This is a genomic window from Streptomyces sp. NPDC005438, assembly GCF_040606315.1.
Classification (GTDB): domain Bacteria; phylum Actinomycetota; class Actinomycetes; order Streptomycetales; family Streptomycetaceae; genus Streptomyces.
In genome coordinates, this window is the sequence record NZ_JBEXEP010000001.1 from 860585 (window position 1) to 883806 (window position 23222).

General features: G+C 72.2%; 15 protein-coding genes. 5 read left to right on the forward strand and 10 right to left on the reverse strand.

Annotated features, from left to right (window positions below):
* Positions 1-435: 435 nt before the first annotated feature.
* From ABZT14_RS03620 to ABZT14_RS03640, 5 genes are all read right to left on the reverse strand, one after another.
* The gene (locus tag ABZT14_RS03620; protein ID WP_356296308.1) at positions 436-1623 is read right to left on the reverse strand and encodes an MFS transporter; all 1188 of its coding nucleotides are present in this window, start codon (positions 1621-1623) and stop codon (positions 436-438) included.
* 944 nt (positions 1624-2567) lie between these two features.
* On the reverse strand, positions 2568-3722 hold the full coding sequence (locus ABZT14_RS03625) for an acyl-CoA dehydrogenase family protein (protein ID WP_356296311.1): 1155 nt from the start codon (positions 3720-3722) through the stop codon (positions 2568-2570).
* Positions 3723-3801: 79 nt separating this feature from the next.
* Positions 3802-4737: a hydroxymethylglutaryl-CoA lyase gene (locus ABZT14_RS03630; protein ID WP_356296314.1), complete on the reverse strand. Its 936-nt coding sequence runs from the start codon at positions 4735-4737 to the stop codon at positions 3802-3804.
* Entirely contained in the window at positions 4730-6763 is a 2034-nt protein-coding gene (locus ABZT14_RS03635) for a biotin carboxylase N-terminal domain-containing protein (protein ID WP_356297055.1), read from the reverse strand. Before ABZT14_RS03635 ends, ABZT14_RS03630 begins: the two co-directional genes overlap by 8 nt.
* Positions 6764-6779: 16 nt before the next feature.
* Complete coding sequence (locus ABZT14_RS03640) at positions 6780-8417, reverse strand: carboxyl transferase domain-containing protein (protein WP_356296318.1); 1638 nt, start codon at positions 8415-8417, stop codon at positions 6780-6782.
* Between the two features lie 137 nt (positions 8418-8554).
* On the opposite strand from ABZT14_RS03640, the gene ABZT14_RS03645 reads away from it, so the two are divergent.
* The 3 genes from ABZT14_RS03645 to ABZT14_RS03655 all read left to right on the forward strand — a co-directional run bounded on the left by ABZT14_RS03645 (position 8555) and on the right by ABZT14_RS03655 (position 11408).
* Positions 8555-9148: a TetR/AcrR family transcriptional regulator gene (locus tag ABZT14_RS03645; RefSeq protein ID WP_356296321.1), complete on the forward strand. Its 594-nt coding sequence runs from the start codon at positions 8555-8557 to the stop codon at positions 9146-9148.
* 179 nt (positions 9149-9327) lie between these two features.
* Positions 9328-10485, forward strand: coding sequence for an acyl-CoA dehydrogenase family protein (locus tag ABZT14_RS03650; RefSeq protein WP_356296324.1), 1158 nt, complete (start codon positions 9328-9330; stop codon positions 10483-10485).
* A gap of 38 nt (positions 10486-10523) precedes the next feature.
* Complete coding sequence (locus ABZT14_RS03655) at positions 10524-11408, forward strand: acyl-CoA thioesterase II (protein WP_356296327.1); 885 nt, start codon at positions 10524-10526, stop codon at positions 11406-11408.
* A 39-nt stretch (positions 11409-11447) separates the two neighbouring features.
* On the opposite strand, the gene ABZT14_RS03660 is transcribed toward ABZT14_RS03655, so the two are convergent.
* The gene (locus ABZT14_RS03660; RefSeq protein WP_356296329.1) at positions 11448-12260 is read right to left on the reverse strand and encodes a phosphatase; all 813 of its coding nucleotides are present in this window, start codon (positions 12258-12260) and stop codon (positions 11448-11450) included.
* 1492 nt (positions 12261-13752) lie between these two features.
* On the opposite strand from ABZT14_RS03660, the gene ABZT14_RS03665 reads away from it, so the two are divergent.
* Positions 13753-17553, forward strand: a complete 3801-nt coding sequence (locus tag ABZT14_RS03665; RefSeq protein ID WP_356296332.1) for an ABC transporter ATP-binding protein — start codon at positions 13753-13755, stop codon at positions 17551-17553.
* A 72-nt stretch (positions 17554-17625) separates the two neighbouring features.
* Here ABZT14_RS03665 and ABZT14_RS03670 read toward each other — a convergent pair whose 3' ends face one another.
* Entirely contained in the window at positions 17626-18114 is a 489-nt protein-coding gene (locus tag ABZT14_RS03670) for an NUDIX domain-containing protein (RefSeq protein WP_356296335.1), read from the reverse strand.
* Between the two features lie 684 nt (positions 18115-18798).
* Here ABZT14_RS03670 and ABZT14_RS03675 point away from each other — a divergent pair.
* The gene (locus tag ABZT14_RS03675) at positions 18799-20223 is read left to right on the forward strand and encodes a S28 family serine protease (RefSeq protein WP_356296339.1); all 1425 of its coding nucleotides are present in this window, start codon (positions 18799-18801) and stop codon (positions 20221-20223) included.
* A gap of 309 nt (positions 20224-20532) precedes the next feature.
* Here the strand turns inward: ABZT14_RS03675 and ABZT14_RS03680 are convergent, their stop codons facing one another.
* The 3 genes from ABZT14_RS03680 to rbsK all read right to left on the reverse strand — a co-directional run bounded on the left by ABZT14_RS03680 (position 20533) and on the right by rbsK (position 23121).
* Complete coding sequence (locus ABZT14_RS03680; RefSeq protein ID WP_356296342.1) at positions 20533-21330, reverse strand: sugar phosphate isomerase/epimerase family protein; 798 nt, start codon at positions 21328-21330, stop codon at positions 20533-20535.
* A gap of 448 nt (positions 21331-21778) precedes the next feature.
* Complete coding sequence (gene rbsD, locus ABZT14_RS03685; RefSeq protein WP_356296345.1) at positions 21779-22177, reverse strand: D-ribose pyranase; 399 nt, start codon at positions 22175-22177, stop codon at positions 21779-21781.
* On the reverse strand, positions 22174-23121 hold the full coding sequence (rbsK, locus tag ABZT14_RS03690; RefSeq protein WP_356296348.1) for a ribokinase: 948 nt from the start codon (positions 23119-23121) through the stop codon (positions 22174-22176). The genes rbsD and rbsK overlap by 4 nt, the downstream gene beginning before the upstream one ends.
* Positions 23122-23222: the final 101 nt, after the last annotated feature.

A 23222-nucleotide genomic window follows, 5' to 3' on the forward strand; every position in this document is an offset into this window, starting at 1 on the left:
GACCGACGGTCGTGTACGGGCCCCGTCCACCGGACGGGGCCTGTCGCGGTACGTCCCGTCGTCCGGTGACCGGTGCGGGCGGCCCGTGTCCCGGGCGGCACCCTCGGACCGGCCACTCCCCGGGGCGTTGGCGGGACCGTACGAGCCGGAGCCCGGACGGCCGGCGCGGGGGTCGGTTGGTGCCGCGACCCCCTGGGCCCCGTCCCGGGGTACGACGGGGCTCGCCCTCGGGCCTCGGCGCTCACCGTCGTCGCGTGTGCCCACCCCGCCGCGCGGTCGCCTGCCGCGACCCGGAGGGGTACCTGTGGCCCCGACCACCAGGGGCCCGCGGTCGCCCTCGGGCGCCCACCGGGGTGAACCTGGCGCGTGGGGTGGCCGGGCAACTCCCGCCGCCCGCACGGTGGTTCGCGGTGTCCGGGGTGGGCGAACCGGCGGTCAGCGGTGCGACTCCCGGGCGGAACGGCCCTCGGCCAGGGCGCTGACCACGGTGGCGAGCAGGGTCACCGCGACCCCGCCGAGGATCGCGGTCGAGGGACCCGCCCGGTCCAGGGCCAGGGCGGACAGGGAGGCCGTCAGGCTGTACCCCACACCCCCGACCGCGTACATCACCGAGTAGGCGGCGGCATGGGTGTGGCCGGGCAGTTGCTCCCGGAGGCTGAGGTTGCGGGTGATCATCGCCCCGGACTGGAAGACGCCGGCCAGCAGGAGCCCCAGGGCGATGCCCGGTACCCCCGGCAGGACGGTGATCAGGCTGAGGCACCCCGCGGTGAGGAGCAGGAACACCAGGCTCTGGGCACGGGGCGAACCGGGCCAGGAGCGGAGCCCGTAACAGAACGCTCCGGCCGCGCTGACCAGGGCGAAGGCGGCGAGCAGCGGTCCGGCCCAGCCCACCGGGACCTGGCGCTCCTCCAGGAGGGCGGGGAGTACGAGTTCGGCGGTGGCGAGCATCGCCATGGCCGCCGCGCTGGTGAGGTAGACGGGCCAGCCGGACAGCAGGGCCCGGCCCACCGCAGGCGGCGAGGACGCGGTGGGCGGGGATTCTCCGGGCTCCGGCAGCCGGGCGAGCCCGAAGGCGGCCACCACCGCCAGGACGCCGGCCAGCACCAGCGGGGCACCGGGGTGGAGTTGCAGCGCCAGGACCACCACCAGTCCCGGGGTGGTCGCCCAGACGACCTGGGTCAGGGTGGCCTCGACACTCAGCGCGCGGGGTACCGCCTCCTCGGCGACCAGCCGGGTCAGCAGCGCGCGGGTGCCCCCGGGGCAGGCGGCGGGAGCCGCTCCGGCGAGGAAGGCGAGGGCGACCAGTACCGGGGCGGGGGCGGAGCCGGCCAGGGGCAGGGCACCGAAGCAGACCGCCCCGGCCACCAGTCCGACCGCCAGTTGGCGCCGCGCCCGGCCACGGACCAGCCGGGCCCCGAGCAGGGGCGCCCCCACCACCTCGCCCACCACATACGCGGAGGCCAGACCGGCGCCCAGGGTGTAGCCGCCGGGGCTCTGCCGGCTCAGGAACACCAGCGCCAGCGGAGCCATGGCCACCGGGGCCTTGCTGGCGAGGGCGACCAGTGCCCACAGCATCAGGTCACGGGTCATCAGGTCCCGGTAGCGGGACGGAGGTACGGGCAAGTCGCTCAGCCTCTCGCACGGCGGAGGGGAGGGCCCGCCCGCCTCGGACGTACCCCTTCCCGGACGTACCCGCTGGGTGTACCCGGGGCGTCGCGCGCTGACGCGTGGAGCCGTACGCGGGGGCCTCCGGGCGCCCGGCAGGGGGAGACCCGGGTCTGCTCTGCGGGAGGCCGGCGTCGTCCCGGTGCGCGGCCCTCCGGCCCTCCGTGGGTGGGGACTTGGGCCAGAGGTGGACGGTCCACGCCGGCTGACGGGTCGGGCGGGGGCGGGCGGACCGGAGGGATGATCGTGGGGTGAGCGGGCTGAGTGGGGTGCGGGGCCGGCACCCCCGGACCGTGGGGCAGCCCCCGTTACGGGGCCTCCCGGGGAGCCGTGCCGTGGGGCGTCGACGTCACCGTGCGGTGCCCCGGAGGGCTCCGGGAGCCCTGGGCGGTGGTCGGGGTAACCCCGAGAGGGCCCAGGCGAATGTCCGGCTCCCCGGGGGCGGGGCACCCGGGCCGGGGAACCGAATCGGGGGGCACCGGGAGGCGGGCCTGCCCTGCGCCCCACCGGCCGCCGTATGTCGGACCTGTTCAGCCCGGGGCCGCGGGTCCAAGTAGCCCTGCCCGGCGGGGTGTTGCTGGCCCTTGGGCCGCGCACTCTGGCTTACCTGGGTGCCCCACCGGCCGCCCACCGGCCGCCGTATGTCGGGCCCGTTCAGCCCGGGGTCGCGGGTCCAAGTAGCCCTGCCCGGCGAGGCGTTGCCGGACCGTGGTCCGGGCAGACCGGGGGAGCCGCCCACGCGGGGCGGCCCACCGGGTGCCCGACTGCCCACGGGTGCCGGGCGCCGGCGGACCGTACCGTGCGCGTCGGCGGGCTGATCGACGACCCGCCCGACGGGCGGGGGCCCGCGCTCGCCCTCGACGGACCGGCTGGGCCCCCGCCTACCGGGTGGACGCCGGTGGTTACAGGCCCAACTCGCGGGCGATCAGCATCCGCTGGACCTCGCTGGTGCCCTCGCCGATCTCCAGGATCTTGGAGTCCCGCCACATCCGGGCGACCGGGTACTCGTTCATGAAGCCGTAGCCGCCGTGGATCTGGGTGGCCTCGCGGGCGTTGGTGACCGCGATCTCCGAGGAGTACAGCTTGGCCATCGCGGCCTGCTTCTTGAACGGTTCGCCGGCCAGCAGGCGCGAGGCGGCGTCGTACCAGGCGAGCCGGGCGGTGTGGGCCCGCATCTCCATGTCGGCCAGCTTGAAGGAGATGGCCTGGTTGGCGCCGATGGGCTTGCCGAAGGCCTCCCGTTCCTTGGCGTACCGCACCGACTCGTCCACACAGCCCTGGGCCAGACCGGTGGCCAGCGCGGAGATGGCGATCCGGCCCTCGTCCAGGATGCGCAGGAACTGGGCGTAGCCCCGGCCCTCCTCACCGACCAGGTTGGCCAGCGGCACCCGTACGTCGGAGAAGGACAGCTCGCGGGTGTCCGAGGCGTTCCAGCCGACCTTGGAGTAGGGGGCGGCGACCGTGAAGCCGGGGGTGCCGGAGGGCACCAGGATGGAGGAGATGCGCGGCCGGCCGTCGGGCTTGCGGCCGGTGACTGCGGTGACCGTGACCAGGCCGGTGATGTCGGTGCCGGAGTTGGTGATGAAGCACTTGGTGCCGTTGATCACCCACTCGTCGCCGTCCCGCACCGCGGTGGTACGGGTGCCGCCGGCGTCCGAACCGCACTCCGGCTCGGTCAGCCCGAAGGCGCCCAGCATCTCGCCGCTGCACAGCTTGGGCAGCCACTCGTCGCGCTGCTCGTCGGTGCCGAACAGGTAGATCGGCATGGCGCCCAGGGACACCCCGGCCTCCAGGGTGATGGCCACCGAGGAGTCCACCCGGGCCAGCTCCTCCAGGGCGATGCCCAGGGCCAGGTAGTCACCGCCCATGCCGCCGTACTCCTCGGGGAACGGTAGCCCGAACAGGCCCATCCGGCCCATCTCGCGGACGATCTCGTAGGGGAACTCGTGCCGCTCGTAGTAGTCGCCGATCTTGGGGGCCACCACGTCGCGGGCGAACTCCTCGACGGTCTTGCGCAGTTCCTGGTGTTCGGGGGTCAGACGGTGGTCAATGGCCATGGTTCTCAGGCTCCTTGTGGGATCGCCGGGATGTCGGTCGCGCCGGACGGGGCCGGTCCGCCGGTTGGCGCTGACGGGCTCAGCCGAGGGCGCGGACCGTGCGGGAGGGACTGGGGCGGCCCAGACGCTCGGCCATCCACCGACTGGTGGCGGCCAGCTTGTCCAGGTCGACGCCGGTGTCGATACCGAGGCCGCGCAGCATCCACACCAGGTCCTCGGTGGCCAGGTTGCCGGTGGCGCTCTTGGCGTACGGGCAGCCACCCAGGCCGCCGGCCGAGGCGTCCACGGTGGTGACCCCGTGCTGGAGGGCGGCCAGGGTGTTGGCGAGCGCCTGCCCGTAGGTGTCGTGGAAGTGCACGGCCAGCAGCTCGTCGGGCACCCCGGCCTCGTTCAGCAGCCGCAGCAGCCGGACGACCTGGCCCGGGGTGGCCACCCCGATGGTGTCGCCCAGGCTCAACTGGTCGCAGCCCATGTCCACCAGCGCCCGGCACACCCGCACCACCTGCTCGGCGGGCACCGGGCCCTCCCAGGGGTCGCCGAAGCACATGGAGACGTAGCCGCGCACCCACTGGCCCTCGGACTTGGCCCGCCGCAACACCGGCTCGAACATGGCCAGGGACTCGTCGACCGTACGGTTCAGGTTGGCCTTGGCGAAGGACTCGGTGGCCGAGGCGAACACCGCCACGTGCCGGCACCCGTGGGCCAACGCCCGCTCGGCGCCCCGGGAGTTGGGCACCAGCACCGGCCGGGGCAACTCGTCCGGCAGGTCCGCCAGCAGGGGCACCAGCTCCTCGGCGTCGGCCAGCTGGGGCACCCACCGGGGGTGTACGAAGCTGGTGACCTCGACCGCGTCCCGCAGCCCCGCTTCGTACAGGCGGTGCACGAACTCGGCCTTCACCTCGACCGGTACGATGCCCTTCTCGTTCTGTAGTCCGTCCCGGGGGCCGACCTCGTAGATCCGCACCCGCGACGGCAGGCCCTCGGCCGGCACCGTCATCGGCAGTCCGTCAGCCATCGCTCGCCGCCTCCTCGCCGTGCGGGTCCACCACGGCCAGCACCTGGTCCATGGCGACGGTGCTGCCCGGACGTACGTCCAGCTCGATCACGGTGCCGTCGTGGGGCGCGGCGATGACGTGCTCCATCTTCATGGCCTCCACCACCACCAGGCTCTGGCCGGCGGTCACCTCGTCCCCCACGGCGGCCTTGACCACCGTGACCGTTCCCGGCATGGGGGCGGTCAGGGCGTCCGCGCCGTGCGCGCCGTGCGCGCCACGCAGCACCGCCTCCACCGGGTCGTGGTCGCCCAGCCTCCAGCTGTCGCCGCCCTGCCCCAGCCAGTCGCCGGCGTGGGCGAACCGTTCGGTGACCCCGTCCCAGCACAGCAGGACCTCGTCGTCCCGGTCGGCCACCACATGGGCAGGTACCGGACCGCCGTCCCCAACGGCCACCTCGGTGTCGGTGCCCCGGCCCCGCACCCGGACGGTCACCGGCTGGCCGCCGGGTGCCTTCAACGGGTAGGCCGTCCAGGCCGGTTCGCCCCCCAACCGGAAGCCCGAGGGCAGGTCGAAGGGGTCGGTCCAGCCCCGGTCGGTCCCGGGCTCCAGCGCGGAGTGCCGCAGCAGCGCGGCCGTGGCCCACACCCGCTCGGGCACCTCCTCCGACACCAGCGCGGCGGCCTCCCGGTCCACCAGCCCGGTGTCCAGCTCGCCGCTGACCACCTGGGGGTGGGCCAGCAGCCGGCGCAGGAACCCGGTGTTGGTGTCCAGGCCCAGTACGGTCAGCTCGCCCAGGGCGGCGCGCAGCCGGCGCAGGGCGGCGGCCCGGTCGGGGCCGTAGGCGATGACCTTGGCCAGCATGGGGTCGTAGGTGGTGCCCACCTCGGAGCCGGCGCTCCAGCCGGCGTCGGTGCGTACCCCCTCGGGTTCGCGGAGGGCCAGCACCCGGCCGGCCGACGGGAGGAAGTCCACCCGGTCCCCGGTGACCCGGGCGGTCTCGGCGCAGATACGGGCCTCGACCGCGTGCCCCTCCAGGCGGATGTCCGTCTGCGCGAACGGGAGCCGGGCGCCGGCGGCCACCCGTAGCTGCCACTCCACCAGGTCCAGCCCGGTGACGAGTTCGGTGACCGGGTGCTCGACCTGGAGGCGGGTGTTCATCTCCATGAAGTAGTGCGGGATGTCGCCGTCGCCACCGGGGACGATGAACTCCACGGTGCCGGCGCCGACGTAGCCGCAGGAGCGGGCGGCCTGTACGGCGGCCTCGCCCATGGCGGCCCGGGTGGCCTCGTCCAGCAGCGGGCTGGGCGCCTCCTCCACGATCTTCTGGTGCCGGCGCTGGAGGGAGCACTCCCGCTCGCCCAGGTGCAGCACGGTGCCGTGGCCGTCCGCCAGCACCTGGACCTCGATGTGGCGGGGCTGGTCGATCCAGCGCTCCACCAGCAGGGTGTCGTCGCCGAAGGAACTCAGCGCCTCCCGTCGGGCGGCGGCGATCTCCTCCTCCAGCAGCGTCTCGTCGCGCACCAGCCGCATCCCCTTGCCGCCGCCCCCGGCGGAGGGCTTCAGCAGCACGGGGGTGCCGATCTCCCGTGCGGAGGCGGCCAGTTGGGCGTCGTCCAGTCCGCTGCCCGAGGAGCCGGGCACCACCGGCACCCCGGCGGCCCGTACGGTCTCCTTGGCGCGGATCTTGTCGCCCATCAGCTCGATGGCCTCGGCCGAGGGGCCGACGAAGGCCAGCCCGGCCTCGACGCAGGCGCGGGCGAAGGCGGCGTTCTCGGCGAGGAAGCCGTAACCGGGGTGGACGGCCTGGGCGCCGGTGCGGCGGGCCGCGTCCAGGAGCCGGGGTACGGAGAGGTAGCTCTCCGAGGCGGCGGCCGGCCCCAGCCGTACGGCGGTGTCGGCCTCGCGCACATGGCGGGCGTCGCGGTCGGCGTCGCTGTAGACCGCCACCGAGCGGATGCCCAGCTCGCGGAGGGTACGGATGACGCGTACCGCGATCTCGCCCCGGTTGGCCACCAGGACCGTGTCGAACAGGTTGCCGTCGGACATCGTCACGGGTGGTCCCTCACATCCGAAAGACGCCGAAGCCCGGCGTGGTGGCAGGCGAACTGGTGGCGGGCAGGGGCGCGTTGGCGCAGGCGGTGAGCGCCAGGCCCAGCACCGTACGGGTCTGGGCCGGGTCGATGACCCCGTCGTCCCACAGCCGGGCGGTGGCGTAGTAGGCGTTGCCCTGGGTCTCGTACTGCTCGCGCACCGGGGCGCGGAACGCCTCCTCGTCCTCGGCGCTCCACTCCTCGCCCCGGGCCTCCAACTGGTCCCGCTTGACGGTGGCGAGCACCGAGGCGGCCTGTTCCCCGCCCATCACGGAGATCTTGGCGTTGGGCCACATCCACAGGAAGCGGGGGGAGTAGGCCCGGCCGCACATGGAGTAGTTGCCGGCGCCGTACGAGCCGCCGATCACCACGGTCAGCTTGGGGACCCGGGCGCAGGCGACGGCGGTGACCATCTTGGCCCCGTGCTTGGCGATGCCGCCGGCCTCGTAGTCCCGGCCCACCATGAAGCCGGAGATGTTCTGGAGGAACAGCAGCGGGATGCCGCGCTGGTCGCACAGTTCGATGAAGTGGGCGCCCTTCTGGGCGGACTCGGAGAACAGGATGCCGTTGTTGGCGACGATCCCGACCGGGTGGCCGTGGACGTGGGCGAAGCCGGTGACCAGGGTGGTGCCGTACTCGGCCTTGAACTCCTGGAAACGGGAGCCGTCCACCACGCGGGCGATGACCTCCCGTACGTCGTAGGGGGTGCGGGAGTCGACCGGCACCACCTCGTACAGCTCGGCCGGGTCGTGCGCCGGCTCCTCGGTCGGCCGCACCGCCCAGGGCAGCGGGCCGCGCTCGGGCAGGGTGGCGACGATGTTCCGCACGATCCGCAGGGCGTGGGCGTCGTCCTCGGCCAGGTGGTCGGTGACCCCGGAGGTGCGGGAGTGCACCTCGCCGCCGCCCAGCTCCTCGGCGGTCACCACCTCACCGGTGGCCGCCTTCACCAGCGGGGGGCCGCCCAGGAAGATGGTGCCCTGCTCCCGGACGATCACCGCCTCGTCGCTCATCGCCGGTACGTAGGCGCCGCCGGCGGTGCAGGATCCCATCACCGCGGCGATCTGGGGGATGCCGGCGCCCGACATCCGCGCCTGGTTGTAGAAGATCCGCCCGAAGTGCTCGCGGTCCGGGAACACCTCGTCCTGCATGGGCAGGAAGGCGCCGCCGGAGTCGACCAGGTAGACGCAGGGCAGGCGGTTCTCCAGGGCGATCTCCTGGGCCCGCAGGTGCTTCTTCACCGTCATCGGGTAGTAGGTGCCGCCCTTGACGGTGGCGTCGTTGGCGATGACCAGCACCTCCCGTCCGCTGACCCGGCCGATGCCGGCGATCACCCCGGCCGAGGGCGCCGATCCGCCGTACATCCCCTCGGCGGCCAGCGGGGCCACCTCCAGGAAGGGCGAACCGGGGTCCAGCAGGGTGTCCACCCGGTCGCGGGGCAGCAGCTTGCCGCGTGCGGTGTGCCGCTCGCGGGCGCGGGTGCCGCCGCCGAGGCGGGCGGTGGCCAGTCGCTCGCGCAACTCGGCCGCCAGCTCCCGGTGGGCGGTGGCGTTGGTCCGGCTGGCCTCGGACGCCGGATCGGCGGCGCTGCTCAGCGTCGGTGCCTGCTCCATCGCGGTACGAGCCTCTCGATGAGTGCCTGGAGGGGGCCGCCACGCCGCTGGGCCCGCGGTCGCGACGGTGCGTTAATGCACGTTAACGTATGTCCGTCAGGTTAACGGCTACTAACGGCCCTGTCTAGGATGAGCCCATGAGTACCGCTGCGCCCACCCGACGCGAGCAGATCCTGCGTGAAGCCGCCCGCCTCTTCGCCGAACGCGGCTTCCACGGGGTGGGGGTCGACGAGATCGGGGCGGCCGTCGGCATCAGCGGCCCCGGGCTCTACCGGCACTTCGCCGGCAAGGACGCCATGCTCTCCGAACTGCTGGTCGGCATCAGCGAACGCCTTCACGAGGGCGGGTGCCAGCGGCTGGCCGAGTCGGAGGAGGCTCAGCTCGCCCCCGAGGCCACCCTCGACGCGCTGATCCGGGGGCACATCGAGTTCGCCCTCGACGACCGCGCGCTGATCACCCTGCACGACCGGGAGCTGGACCGGCTGCGTCCGGCCGACCGCCGGCGGGTGCGGCAACTCCAGCGCCAGTACGTCGAGTTGTGGGTGCAGGTGGTCCGCGCGGTGTACCCCCGGCTACCGGAGCTGGAGGCCCGGGTGGCGGTCCACTCGGTGTTCGGGCTGCTGAACTCCACCCCCCACCTCAGTGGCCGTCCCGCCCGTCCGGGGCGGGACACCACCGCCGCGCTGCTCCACCGGCTGGCCCGGGGCGCCTTCGCCGCCGCCACCCCCTGAGCCCCGGGGCCCTCGGGGTGTGCCCCGGGTGCGCGATCCCCCGCCCGGACGGATCATCGACGGGTGCCCCCGTGAGCCCCGCCCTGGACAGGGTGGGGGTCGGTGGGTAGCTTGCCCCTCAGGGGTGAGCAAGCGCTTAGCTACCGCCCGGCCCACCGGTGAGCGAGGGAGGCGTACGGATGCGTCGCACCGTATTCAACGAGGACCACGAGGCGTTCCGTCAGACCATCCGGGAGTTCGTCAACGAGCGGGTCGTCCCCTTCTATCCCCAGTGGATGGAGCAGGGGTACGTACCGCGCGAGCTGTACAAGCAGCTGGGTGAGCTGGGGATCTTCGGCATCGAGGTGCCCGAGGAGTACGGCGGGGCCGGCGAGAGCAGCTTCAAGTTCAACGCGGTGATCACCGAGGAGTGCGCCCGCGCCGGGGTCAGCTTCGGCGGCTCCAGCGTGCACACCGCCCTCTGCCTGCCGTACATCCTCAAGTACGCCACCGAGGAGCAGAAGCGGCGCTGGCTGCCGCACTTCGTCTCCGGCGAGCTGATGACCGCGATCGCCATGACCGAGCCCGGCACCGGTTCCGACCTCGCCGGCATGAAGACCACCGCCAGGCTCTCCGAGGACGGCCGCCACTACGTCCTCAACGGCGCCAAGACCTTCATCACCGGCGGGGTACAGGCCGACCGCGTCCTGGTCTGCTGCCGCACCTCACCGCCCACCCCCGAGGACCGGCGCGGAGGCATCTCCATCCTGGTCGTCGACACCCGCAGCGAGGGCTACGCGGTGGGCCGCAGCCTCGACAAGCTGGGCCTGAAGGCCTCCGACACCGCCGAACTGTCCTTCACCGACGTCCGCGTCCCGGTCGAGGACCTGCTCGGCGAGGAGGGCCGGGGCTTCGAGTACCTCACCCACAACCTGCCCCAGGAACGCCTGGGCATCGCCCTGGGGGCCACCGCCCAGGCCGCCGCCGCGGTGCGCTTCGCCCAGGAGTACGTCCGCCAGCGCACCGTGTTCGGCCGGGAGGTTGCCTCCTTCCAGAACACCAAGTTCGTACTGGCCGACTGCAAGGCCGACGTGGACGCCATGCAGGCGGTGTCCGACCGGGCCCTGGAGGCCCTGGACGCCGGGGAGCTGACCCCCGCCGACGCCGCCTCCGCCAAGCTGTTCACCACCGAGACGGCCGCCCGTGTCATCGACAAGTGCCTCCAGTTGCACGGGGGTTACGGCTACATGACCGAGTACCCCATCTCCCGCCTGTACGCGGACACCCGCGTCACCCGCATCTACGGTGGGACCAGCGAGGTGATGCGCTCCATCATCGCCAAGTCCATGGGCCTGTGACCAGGTCAGCCAGGCCGACCCCCACTGACGAGAAGCTCATGAGCGAAGCACTGCGGTCCCTGTTGGACCTGCTGGACCTGGAACGGATCGAGCAGGACATCTTCCGGGGCGTCAGCCGCACCTCCCTGGTGCCCCGCGTCTTCGGCGGCCAGGTCGCCGCCCAGGCGCTGGTGGCGGCGTGCCGCACGGTGCCCGAGGGGCGACTGCCGCACTCCCTGCACTCGTACTTCCTGCGCCCCGGGGACCCCGGAGCGCCCATCGTCTACTCCGTCGACCGCATCCGGGACGGCCAGTCCTTCACCACCCGCCGGGTCGTCGCTGTCCAGCACGGACAACCGATCTTCCACCTCTCGGCCTCCTACCAGCGCTTCGAGGAGGGCCTGGAACACCAGGAACCGATGCCCGAGGTGCCCGACCCCGAGACCCTGCCCACCCCCGAGGAGGTCCTCGACCGGTACGCGGGGGTGTTCGCCGACCCCTCGGTGCCCCAACGGCTGCTGGAGGCCAGGGAGGCCATCGACCTGCGCTACGTGGCGGAGCCGCCCTTCGGCAGGGTCGGCCGCCCCGGGGACCCCCGTTCCCAGGTGTGGTTCCGCACCAGCGGCAAGGTCCAGGGGGAGCGGGACGACCCGGTCACCCACATCTGCCTGGCCACCTACGTCTCCGACATGACCCTGCTGGACTCGGTGCTGTTGGCCCACGGCCGGGGCGGCTGGGCCGTGGGGGACGTGGTCGGGGCCAGCCTGGACCACGCCATGTGGTTCCACCGCCCGTTCCGAGCCGACGAGTGGCTGCTGTACGACCAGAACAGCCCCACCGCGCAGGGCGGCCGGGGGCTGGCCTCGGGCCGGATCTTCACCCGGGACGGCCAGCTGGCGGTGTCGGTGATCCAGGAGGGCGTGGTCCGCGTCCCGAGGGACTGAGCACGCCCCCGGAGCACGTGCACCGAGGTCGCCCTCGGCTCAGTCCTCGTCGCCCAACAGGCCGGCCGCGTCCAGCAGATAGGCGGTCATCGGTTCGTAGAAGCGCGGATCGGCCACGTGGTCGTCCAGCGGGATCGCCACCCGCAGGGTGCCCTCCGACTCGGCGAGGAACAGCGCCGGGTCGTTGCAGTCCGCGTACCCCACGGCGGCCACCCCCCACTGCGCCGCCGCGCCCGCCCAGCCGTGGTCGGCCACCACCAGGTCCGGCAGCGGCTCCCCGGACCGCTCCAGGGCGGAGAGGATGGCGTTCATCGGGGCGGGGGAGTGGGTGTGCCACAGTGACGCCCCCCTCTCGTACACCGCGACCCCGTTGAACTGCGCCACCAGCCCCTCGTCCGCGATCAGACCCAGCGGCACCCGCACCACCTCGCAGCCGGCCCCGCGCAGCGCCGCCGCCGTCGCGCCGTGCAGGTCCAACAACGCCCCCGGGTGGCCGGTCGCCACCAGCACCCGACCTCGTGACTTGGCCACCTTCCGCAACTCCGCCGCCGCGCGTTCCAGCGCCCCGACCGTCAACTCCGGGTCGATGGTGTCCTGTCCGCCCCGGTGGTCCGGGTCGTCGTTCACCCCACAGCGTTCGGCCATCTCCGACAGCACGTCCTGCTCGTCCGCCCAGCGGTCACCGAACTCCAGGCCGAACCAGTAGTGGCGGTCCCCGTTGGCGAGTTGGCGGAAGTGGGCCAGGTTGTTCTCCCGGGGAGTGGCCACGTCGCCCGCGATACGGGTGCGCACCAGGTGGTCGACCAACTCGGAGCGGCTGGGTGCCGGAGGCAGCGGCAGAGGCAGAGGCATGTCGCCCATTGTGACCCGTGGGGGCGGGATCCGGGCGGGCGGTCCGACAAGCCGGGCGGGGCGTTCCGCTACGGGCCGCGTCAGCGACGGGCGCGCCACCTCGGCCCTCGGAAGGCCGGCCGGCCCTGCGGTGGCACGGGTGTGACCGGGTGGCGTACCGGCTCGATCGGAGTCCGGGACCCCGACGGAAGGCCGACCCGTGTGAGCCCTCCGCCGTTCTGGCCGACCCCCTGGACCGAGGTGGCTTGTCCGTTCGAGTCCGGCCACGGACGAGGGGCGGGGTGTGGCTGAGGAAACTCGAAGGGGGTTTGAAGGGGCTTCATCGTGGTCGGTGCCCGGACGGAGTTTCCGGGCGGCGAGGGGACGGGGTCCCGTAGGACGGGCCGGTTCCGTTTCGGTCGACGTCTCCCGGCCGGTGCCGGGACAGGGGGAGGGCGATCGTGCGTGCGGGGTGCGGTGGGCCGAGGGGGCGCTCTGACCTCCGGTGAACGGGCGGAGACGCTTCGTGGTTGGCGGATCGTGTCCTGTTGTCGGCGCCCGGTAAACGGGGGCGACTTCTCCGGTGCCTCGCCGAGTTGACCATGGTCGCCGTCCCTGCGTGCCGCCTGTCCACGCGGCGCGGTCATGCAGTGCCAACTCCCGGGAGTGAGCACTTGGTTGGGGGTGCCAAATCCGACAAGGCCGTAATGCCGGACTCGCTGAAGGTTGGTTTTCGGCCATTCTTCGGGGCTTGTTGCTGTGGTCGATTTGCGCGCATTGCGACCTCGTTATCCTTTCGTGGCCTACGGGTTCTTCTGTTGCCGCAGGTCAGGGTGATTTCCCTGTGAGTGGGGCGGCTATCAAAACGTTACGTAACGCAGTACGCGCTCTACGTATCGTTACTGGTTTTGTGCGGTCGATGTGCATCCTGCGAAGGTTCTCGGCAGAATTCAGTTCCCGCACAGCGGGAGTGAGGCGTTGAAAACCGGACGGCAAGGACTGGCCCTGTGGGGGGTGCTGGTCCAGGGCTGGCCCCGTGGGGGGTGCTGGTCCAACAACAGCCACCGATGGCGCCCGCTGAACGGCCCCGGGAGAGAGCGTGCCTCGCCGGGGCCGTTTCTTTTGTGTCCGGCGCCTTCTCGCCCGGCACGTCGATCTTCACGATCTTCACTTTGCCTTCACCCTTTCCGGTGGTGCCCCGCGCCTCCGTCACCGTGCCGTTCTGCGCCGTACCCCGCCGCGCTCCGCTCCGTGGAAGCCGGGCGGGACCCGGCTTCTCGCCGTACCCGGCCGGACCGGACGCGGCCCCTCAGCGCCCGCCGGTGACGCTCCGGGGGGTTATCCACAGGCCTGGCAGCCTGTCGTTGCCTAGGTCTACGGTCCGAGGAGACCTGGTCCGCAGGTCCGTTCTCACGCCGATTCGCCGCCTTCGGGATGAGAGCACCCCCATTCCTGCGTTGCACCTGCGGCACCACTGGAAGATCCACGGGACGGGACGACCGAAGGGCAGAGAGTGACGGGGCAGGACAAGGGACGGGAAGCGCCCGGCTGGGCGCGGAGACTGACCGGCGAATGTCTGCGGTACCGCAGGAACGTGGCGCTGGCGCTGGGCGCCTCGCTGCTGGGCATGGGTCTGATGGCCCTGGTCCCACTGATCACCAAGGTGGTGATCGACGACGTGGTGGTGGGCGGCCATGGCGGTCTGGAGCTGTGGATCACCCTGCTGATGCTCACCGCGGTGGTCATCTACGGCTTGACCTACCTGCGGCGGTACTACGGCGGCAAGCTCGCCATGGACGTCCAACACGACCTGCGCACGGGGATGTTCGACACCATCACACGGCTGGACGGGCGCAGACAGGACGAGCTGTCCACCGGCCAGGTCGTGGGCCGCGCCACCAGTGACCTCCAGCTGATCCAGTCGCTGCTGTTCATGGCTCCGATGATGATCGGGAACATCCTGCTGTTCCTGGTCTCGCTGGTGGTCATGCTCACCTTGTCGCCCCTGCTCACCCTGGTCGCGCTGGCGGTGGCGCCCGCACTGTGGTTCATCGCCGGCCGGAGCCGCACCCGGCTCTTTCCCGCCACCTGGTACGCCCAGGGGCAGGCGGGCGCCGTGGCCGGCGTGGTGGACGGGTCCGTCAGCGGGGTCCGGGTGGTCAAGGGCTTCGGCCAGGAGGGCCAGGAGACCGACAAGGTCCGGGAGGTCAGCCGGCGGCTGTTCGCCGCCCGGCTGCGCACCGTACGGCTCAACTCGCTCTACACCCCCGCGCTCCAGGCGGTGCCCGCCCTGGGACAGGTCGCCATGCTGGCCTTCGGCGGCTGGATGGCCACCCGGGGCGAGATCACCCTCGGCACCTTCGTGGCCTTCTCCACCTACCTGGCCCAACTGGTCGGCCCGGTGCGGATGTTGACCATGATGCTGACCGTGGGCCAGCAGGCCCGGGCCGGCGTGGAGCGGGTGTACGAACTCATCGACGCCGAACCGGCGATCGAGGAGGCCCCCGACGCCCACGACCTGCCGGTGGACGCCCCGGCCACGGTGGAGTTCGACCGGGTCAGCTTCTCCTACGACCATCAGCGCCCGGTGGTGGACGAACTGAGCCTGCGGATCGAGCCGGGGGAGACCCTGGCCGTGGTCGGCACCTCGGGCAGTGGCAAGTCCACCCTGGCCATGCTGCTGCCCCGGTTCTACGACGTGGACTCGGGAGCGGTCCGGGTGGGGGGTCACGACGTCCGCGAGCTGACGCAGACCTCCCTGCGGTCGGCCATCGGCCTGGTCCCCGAGGACAGCTTCCTGTTCTCCGACACCATCCGCGCCAACATCGCCTTCGGCCACCCCACGGCCTCGGACGCCGCCGTACGGCAGGCCGCCCGTGCCGCACAGGCGGAGGAGTTCGTCCTCGCCCTGCCCCAGGGGTACGACACCGAGGTCGGCGAGCAGGGCCTGACCCTCTCCGGGGGACAACGCCAGCGCATCGCACTGGCCCGGGCGATGCTGGCCGGCTCCGGGGGCGAGGGGCCCCGGCTGCTGGTGCTCGACGACGCCACCTCGGCCGTCGACGCCCAGGTGGAGCAGCGCATCCACCAGGCGCTGGGCGAGGTGATGGCCGGCCGCACCACCCTGCTGATCGCCCACCGCCAGTCGACCCTGGCGCTGGCCGACCGGATCGCGGTGCTGGACGAGGGGCGGCTGGTGGACCAGGGCACCGACGCCGAACTGCGGGAACGATGTCCCCTCTACCGCCAGCTCCTCAGCGAACCGGACGCCTCCGACGAACTGACCGGCCCCGAAGACGAGTTGACCACCCAGGGCACGGACGCGGAGAACGGCGTCACCCCGGACCTGTGGGTCCGCGAGAACGCCCGACAGGACGGCGAGGGCGGCACGGACGACAAGCTCCCGGGCGGGGGAGCCGGCCCCACCCCCCGGAGCTTCGCCGGCGCCCTCGCCGGAGCGCCCGCCACTCCCGAACTGCTCGCCAGGGTGGACGCCCTGCCACCGGCCACCGACACCCCCGATGTCGACGAGGACCAGGCGGTCCGCGCCGAGGAGAGCTACGGGCTGCGCCAGTTGCTCCGGGGCTTCCGCGCCCCCCTGGCGCTGAGCCTGGCCCTGGTGGTGGTGGACGCGGTCTCCGGGCTGCTGCTGCCGGTGCTCATCCGCCACGGCATCGACGAAGGGGTCCAGCAGGTCTCCCTCGGCGCCGTCTGGGTGGCCGCCGGACTCTCCCTGCTGGTCGTACTGGTCCAGTGGGCAGCCCAGATCGGAGAGACCCGAGCCATCGGGCGGACCGGTGAGCGGGTGCTGTACTCGCTGCGGATGAAGATCTTCGCCCAGCTCCAGCGGCTCGGACTCGACTACTACGAGCGGCAGTTGACGGGCAAGATCATGACCCGGATGACCACCGACGTGGACGCGCTCGCCACCTTCCTCCAGACCGGACTGGTGCAGGCCGTCGTCTCCCTGCTGACCTTCGTCGGCATCATGGTCGCCCTGGTGGTGCTGGACGCCGGGTTGGCCCTGGTGGTCCTGACCACCCTGCCACCCCTGCTGGTCGGCACGGTGATCTTCCGCCGGCAGAGCCTCAAGGTCTACGAACTGGCGCGGGAGCACGTCAGCGCCGTGAACGCCGACCTCCAGGAGGGCGTCGCCGGCCTCCGCGTCATCCAGGCCTTCGGCCGAGCGCCCAGCTCCCGTACGCGTTTCGCCGAGAGCAGTGACCGGTACCGCCAGGCCCGGATCAAGGGGCAGTGGCTGATCTCGATCTACTTCCCCTTCGTCCAGTTGCTGGCCTCACTGGCCACCGCCGGGGTGCTGGTGGTCGGTGCCCAGCGGGTGGAGGGCGGTTCGCTGACGGCGGGTGCCCTGGTCGCCTACCTCATCTACATCGAGCTGTTCTTCGCCCCGGTCCAGCAGCTCTCCCAGGTCTTCGACGGGTACCAGCAGGCCACCGTCTCGCTGGGCAGGGTGAAGGAACTGCTCACCGAGCGCACCAGCACGCCTCCGTCCGCCGACCCCGAACCGGTACGGAGCCTGCGGGGCGAGGTCACCCTGCGGGACGTGCACTTCCGCTACGCCTCCCTGGACGGGGAGAAGCGCGAGGTGGAGGCGCTGACCGCCGTCGACCTGACCATCCCCGCCGGACAGACCGTGGCCTTCGTGGGGGAGACCGGGGCCGGGAAGTCCACCCTGGTGAAACTGGTCGCCCGGTACTACGACCCCAGTGCGGGCGCGGTGTTGGTCGACGGCGTCGACCTGCGGCGGATGGACCTGGCCGCATACCGCCAGCGACTCGGCGTGGTGCCCCAGGAGCCGTTCCTGTTCCCGGGCACCGTGCGGGACGCCATCGCCTACGGCCGACCGGACGCCACCGACGCCGAGGTGGAGGCGGCTGCCCGGGCGGTGGGCGCCCACCGGATGATCGCCTCCCTCTCCGGCGGCTACCTCCACACGGTGGCCGAGCGGGGCCGCAACCTCTCGGCCGGACAACGGCAGTTGGTGGCCCTGGCCCGGGCCGAGCTGGTCGACCCGGACGTCCTGTTGCTGGACGAGGCCACCGCCGCCCTTGACCTGGCCACCGAGTCCCTGGTGAACCAGGCCACCGACCGTCTGGCCGGCCGGCGCACCACCCTGGTGGTCGCCCACCGGCTCACCACCGCCGCTCGGGCGGACCGGGTGGTGGTCCTGGACCACGGACGGGTGGTGGAGGACGGCACCCACGAGCAGTTGCTCTGTGCCGACGGACGGTACGCCGAACTGTGGCGCACCTTCGTGGGGGAGGAGCAGCCGGCCGCCGTGCCCAGTCGGTGAGCGACGGTGTTCGAGGGTGTGGGGTGGGGCCGCCCAGGGCGGCCCCACCCCGGCGGCCACCACGGTCGCCGTTCAGTCGGTGCAGAGGCTCAGCAGGTGGTCGTCGAGCGACCGTGACCGTGCGGTGGGTGGCAGGGGTTCGCCCGGGGCGTACCAGTGGGTGTCGGCGATCTCCTCGTGGGGGGTGAACTCCCGTATCGCCTCCGACGTCAGCGTGGCGGTGTACAGCGCCCCGTACAACAGGCTGCCGGTTCGGACCCGGTGTGTCCGTGCGTATCCGACGAAGCGCAGGTCCCCGGTGGCAAGGCCTTGCCCGGTCTCCTCGTACAACTCCCGCACGGCGGCCCGCCGTTCGCTCTCCCCCTCCTCGATGCCACCTCCGGGCAGCTCCCAGCAGCCTCGCGCCCGCACGTGCACCATCAGCGCCCGACCCCGGTGCCAGAGGGCCACCAGGGCGAAGCCCGTCGGGGCGTCGGGAAAGGAGGTCCCCTCGGGTACGGGGTGGAAGGAGAGGAGGTCGATGTGGTGGGGGTCCTCAGCCAGTGGTTCGGACGGTGACATGCGCCGACCCTAGAGCACCTGGTGCGGGCCACCCGAGGTTCGTCGCCCGCTCTGCCGGGCCGCCGTCCTCGAACCACCCTGCCCCGTCCTCGCGGTGACCGGCCGTCGGCCCGGGCCGCCCTCCACCGCCCGAACCCACGTCCACGTCCGTCCATCGGAGCGCACCCACGACTCCCGTAATCCGTCCACCGGCCCTCCCTGACCGAGGCCGAACACCCGCCTCCACGGCGGGCGTTCGGCCCCCGCCGTAAGCGGTGGCACCGTCAGCACGGAGGCGGACCCGGACGAACGGTGACCTCGGCCCGGACCCAACCGTGGGAGCACCGGGAGAGGGGACAGCCCCGCGCCGTGGGTGGCGTCCGGTCAACCTCGGGGTGCGTGAACGGAGGTGGCCGGAGCGTCTCCAGCCCGTTCCCCCCGAACCCCTCGGACAACCCGAAGGCCGGTGCTGAGGCCTCCGGTTGGGGGAGTGCGCCGCCCCCTCCCGAACAGGGCGAAGGCGGAGGGCGCGAGGTGTGCGGGGCGTGTGGACCTTAAGGGGACCTGGTGTCGGGGGTTAAGGGAGCCCTGACGCTGGGCCATCGGCCGGAGCACACCCGGTCGTTATCGATCGGGTCTGGTCTGGGCTGGTCGCTGACGTATAGGTTCGCGGCGACCATTGTGAGAATTTCCGGGAGGGCCTCCATGAGCAAGGCGCTCAGATGGCTGCTGTCCCTGGTGGTGCTTGTGGGCGCCATCGGAGTCGGCAGTGTGCCGGTCGGAGCCGCTACAGCGGACAAGTCCGGTAGCACCGACATCAAGGACCGTCTCCTCTCCATCAAGGGGATGAGTCTGGTCGAGGAGAAGCCGGTCGACGGGTACCGCTTCTTCATCCTCAACTACAAGCAGCCCGTGGACCACCGGCACCCCAAGGCCGGCAGCTTCAAGCAGCGGCTCTCGATCCTGCACAAGGACGTCAACCGTCCCAACGTGTTCTTCACCTCCGGGTACGGCCTCAACGAGGAGCCCCGGCGTAGTGAGCCCACGCAGATGATCGACGGTAACCAGGTCTCCATGGAGTACCGGTTCTTCACGCCCTCCCGGCCCGAACCGGCCGACTGGAGCAAGCTGGACATCTGGCAGGCCGCCAGCGACCAGCACCGTCTGTTCAAGGCCCTGAACAAGGTCTACAACAAGCGCTGGATCTCGACCGGTGGCAGCAAGGGCGGCATGACCGCCACCTACTACCGCCGCCACTACCCCAGGGACATGGACGGCACCGTCGCCTACGTGGCGCCGAACGACGTCGACAACGACGAGGACTCGCGCTACGACGAGTTCTTCGAGAACGTCGGCACCAAGGAGTGCCGCGACGCCCTGACCACCGTCACCCGCGAGGCGCTGTCCCGCAGGGACACCCTGGTCCCGATGTACAAGAAGTGGGCCAAGGAAGAGGGCTACACCTTCAAGCTCATCGGTAACGCCGACAAGGCCTGGGAGATCGTGGTCCTGGACCTGGCCTGGGGCTTCTGGCAGTACCACCTGGAAGAGGAGTGCGCGGACGTACCCGCCAAGGACGTCTCCGACAAGGACCTGTACGAGTACGTCGACACCATCTCCGGCCTGGACGCGGGAACCGACCAGGGCATGGAGTACTACACGCCGTACTACTACCAGGCGGGCACCGAACTGGGCGCTCCCACCCTGGTCCACGACGACGTCAAGGACCTGCTGAAGTACCCCGGGCTGGGTTCGCCCCGACTGTTCGTGCCCCGGGACATCCCGATGAAGTTCAAGCCCAAGGCCATGCGTGACATCGACCGGTGGGTCAAGCACAGGTCCCGCCAGATGATGTTCGTCAACGGCGAGAACGACCCCTGGGGTGCCGAGCCCTTCGAGGTCGGCAAGGGCAGCAAGGACAGCCACGTGTTCGTCGCCCCCGGGCAGAACCACGGCGCCGGCATCGCCACCCTGGACTCCGACGACCGGGTCGCGGCCACCCGCGCCCTGATGAAGTGGGCCGACGTGGACGTCAGCAGCCGTGCCGACGGTTCCGCGCCCAAGCGTCTGACCAGCTACAACGCCAAGCTGGACCAGCCGGACAAGAAGGAGCGGATGCTCCGCCCCTGATCGCGACCTGACCGTCGCCATCCGGTACCCGGAAGTCCGTCGCCCGTGCCCGCCTCCCCACCAGGGGGCGGGCACGGGTGTTTCTCCCTCCACTCCAAGGCGGCACCACGACGGCCCCATGGGGGACGTCCCGACGCGGCTCCGCACCGGGCCCGCGGATCAGCCCACACTCTCCTGGCCCTTCCCGCCGCCTCAGCCACCCACGAGCGAGCCGAGCCACCCACCCGAAGAGGGCCGCGTGGCCGCGTGAGCGGGACAACGCCGCCCCACGGGCGGGAAGGAGCCGGCCCCTCCCGGTGCCCCGGAGGGTCAGGCGGAGGAGGCCAGCAGGCGCAGCAGGTGGTCCCGCACCTCGGGCAACCCCTCGGCCAGCGGCGGCACCTCGGGGAACCAGCGCGCCTCGTACTCCCAGCACAGCCAGCCGTCCCAGTCCAGCCGGGTGAGCAGCTCCAGCACCTCACCCAGCGGCAGGACACCCCTCCCCGGGCGCAGCGGGGTGAGGTCCTCGGCCGAGGCCACGTCCTTCACCTGTACGTAGTCCAGGTAGGGGGCCAGCCACCGCAGACTGGTCTCCGGCTGCTCCCCGCCCCGCCAGGTGTGCAGTACGTCCCACAGCGCGCCCACCGAGGGGTGCCCCACCCGGGACAGCACCCTCGCCGCGTCCGCCCCGGTGCGGTGCGAGTCGTGGGTCTCCCACAGCAGCCGCACCCCGTACCGCGAGGCCAGCGGGGCGACCTGGGTCAGCCGGCGGACCGCCGCCTCGTCGCCGCCCTCGGGATCCTCCGCGTCACCGCCGGGGAAGACACGAACCCGGTCGACGCCCAGATCGTGGGCCAGCTCCAGCAGCCGGTCCAGCTCCTCCACCACCGGGCCGTCGTCACCCGGCGCGGCCACCCTGGCGTACCCGGCGAGGGCCAGGGGCCGCACCCCGGAGTCGGCGAACTCCTCGACCACGTCCCGGCGTTGGGCCGGCCCCAGGTCGAGGTTGACCGGCTCCTCGGGGTGGACCCGCAGTTCCACGCCGTGGAACCGGTGGTCACGGGCCAGCTGGAGGACCTCGGGCAACGGGGTACCGGGGACGCCCAGGGTGGAGAAGGCGAGTCGCATGGTGCCCAGACCACCAGAGACCCGCACCGTCGGCAAGCGGGCCGGCCGTCGGACCCCGCCTCGCGAGGACCGGCCCGGTGTCCGTACCGGGGCGACTGGGCGACCCGGCCGCTGACCGGCCGGGGAGGGCCCCGCGTCCCGGCGAGGGCGCCCCTGACGGAGGCGTTCACGGAGTGGAAGACAGCGAACGAAGACAGCGACTGAGGATTTCTCGGTCTTCGGTGCAACCTTCCGGCGGGGTTCGTAGTCCTTAGGTGTGGGTCGGACACCTCCGCCCGGGGGTGGGTGTAGGAGGTGTCTCCGGCTCACGGGGGTAGGAGGGGGACTGGTAGGGCCCGGTCGGGGGGGATCGGGCCCCACCAACCCCCCCTGAACGTAACGGGGTTGGCCTGTCAGGGCCTCCCGTACGGCCGGTCGGGGAAGGTCGAGGGTGAGGTCGGGGCCGGTCCTAGAACGGCACCCCGCAGCGCAGCGCCACGTTGGCGTACGGACGGGCCTCGCCGGTCCGCACCACCAGCCGGGCTCCGCTGACCCAGTCCCGTTTGAACTCCTCATGGGACACCAGGGACAACTGGTCTCCGGGGAAGCGGGCGTCCAGCAGGGCGGTGACCTCGGGATTGCGCCCGCGTACCTCCTCGGCCGCGACCGCGCCCTCCACCTCCAGCTCCTCCAGCAGCCCCTCCAGCACCTCGGCGAAGGACGGCACGCCCGCCCGGAACGCCAGGTCCACCACGAAGGGGCCGGGCGGGATGGGGAGCCCCACGTCACAGACCACCACGTGGTCGGTGTGGCCCAACTGGGCCAGCGCGCCGGCCAGATGGCGGTTGAGGATGCCGTGCTTCTTCATGCCGTCGCCTCCGGTCCACGGGAGTTCGCCTGGTCACGCAGGGCCTCCACCTCGTCTGACGTGGGAAAGGACTGCTGTGCGCCCTCGCGGGTCACCGAGACCGCCCCCACCACGGTGGCGAAGCGCACTCCGGTCTCCAGGTCCTCGCCGAGCGCCAGCCGCCAGGCCAGCGCCCCGGTGAAGGAGTCGCCCGCCCCGGTGGTGTCCACCGGACGTACGGCCACTCCGGGCACCTTCCGTCCCTCACGGTCGGCGGGGGACACCCAGGCGCCCTCGGCGCCCAGGGTGATCACCACCTCGCGGGGGCCCAACTCCCGCAGGGCGGCGGCCTGTTCGGCGGGGGAGCGGTCGCCGTCGGCGTCCAACAGGACGCTCGCCTCGTGCTCGTTGAGCACCAGTACGTCGCACAGTTCGAGCAGGTCGGGAGGCAACTGCTCCACCGGGGAGGGGTTGAGCACCACTCGGGCGCCATGGGCGCGGGCGGTACGGGCCGCCGCGACCACCGTCGCTCCGGGAACCTCCAGCTGGAGGCAGACCACCCCGACCCCGGCGAACAGCCCTTCCCGGGCGGCCACGTCCTCCTCGGTCAACCGTCCGTTGGCACCGGGCGAGACCACGATGCTGTTGTCGCCCGAGGGGTCCACGGTGATCAGTGCCACCCCGGTGGGGGCGGAGGGGTCGGTGAGCACCCCGGCGGGATCGACTCCGGCCCGGCGCTGGCTGTCGAGGAGGAACCGCCCGTGCTCGTCGTCGCCGACCCGGGCCAGCAACGCGGTCCGGGCGCCCAGTCGGGCGGCGGCGACGGCCTGGTTGGCGCCCTTGCCACCGGGATAGGTGCGCAGGTCACCGCCCTGCACGGTCTCGCCGGCTCGGGGGCGGCGCTTGACGTCGATCACCAGGTCGGCGTTGGCCGAGCCGACGACCAGCAGTTCGTGGGACTCCATCCACTGTCCTTTCCGGGCACGGCGCGCGACGGTTCCCCGATACCCGGGGTACCGGCCCGTCGACCGTCCAGGTGACGCGTCCGGGGACGGTCACGGCTTCC

Coding starts and splice junctions, on each gene's coding strand:
- ABZT14_RS03625 (WP_356296311.1), bottom strand. CDS start 3,722: ATGGCCATTGACCACCGTCTGACCCCCGAACACCAGGAACTGCGCAAG.
- ABZT14_RS03630 (WP_356296314.1), bottom strand. CDS start 4,737: ATGGCTGACGGACTGCCGATGACGGTGCCGGCCGAGGGCCTGCCGTCG.
- ABZT14_RS03635 (WP_356297055.1), bottom strand. CDS start 6,763: ATGTCCGACGGCAACCTGTTCGACACGGTCCTGGTGGCCAACCGGGGC.
- ABZT14_RS03640 (WP_356296318.1), bottom strand. CDS start 8,417: ATGGAGCAGGCACCGACGCTGAGCAGCGCCGCCGATCCGGCGTCCGAG.
- ABZT14_RS03645 (WP_356296321.1), top strand. CDS start 8,555: ATGAGTACCGCTGCGCCCACCCGACGCGAGCAGATCCTGCGTGAAGCC.
- ABZT14_RS03650 (WP_356296324.1), top strand. CDS start 9,328: ATGCGTCGCACCGTATTCAACGAGGACCACGAGGCGTTCCGTCAGACC.
- ABZT14_RS03655 (WP_356296327.1), top strand. CDS start 10,524: ATGAGCGAAGCACTGCGGTCCCTGTTGGACCTGCTGGACCTGGAACGG.
- ABZT14_RS03660 (WP_356296329.1), bottom strand. CDS start 12,260: ATGCCTCTGCCTCTGCCGCTGCCTCCGGCACCCAGCCGCTCCGAGTTG.
- ABZT14_RS03670 (WP_356296335.1), bottom strand. CDS start 18,114: ATGTCACCGTCCGAACCACTGGCTGAGGACCCCCACCACATCGACCTC.
- ABZT14_RS03675 (WP_356296339.1), top strand. CDS start 18,799: ATGAGCAAGGCGCTCAGATGGCTGCTGTCCCTGGTGGTGCTTGTGGGC.
- ABZT14_RS03680 (WP_356296342.1), bottom strand. CDS start 21,330: ATGCGACTCGCCTTCTCCACCCTGGGCGTCCCCGGTACCCCGTTGCCC.
- rbsD (WP_356296345.1), bottom strand. CDS start 22,177: ATGAAGAAGCACGGCATCCTCAACCGCCATCTGGCCGGCGCGCTGGCC.
- rbsK (WP_356296348.1), bottom strand. CDS start 23,121: ATGGAGTCCCACGAACTGCTGGTCGTCGGCTCGGCCAACGCCGACCTG.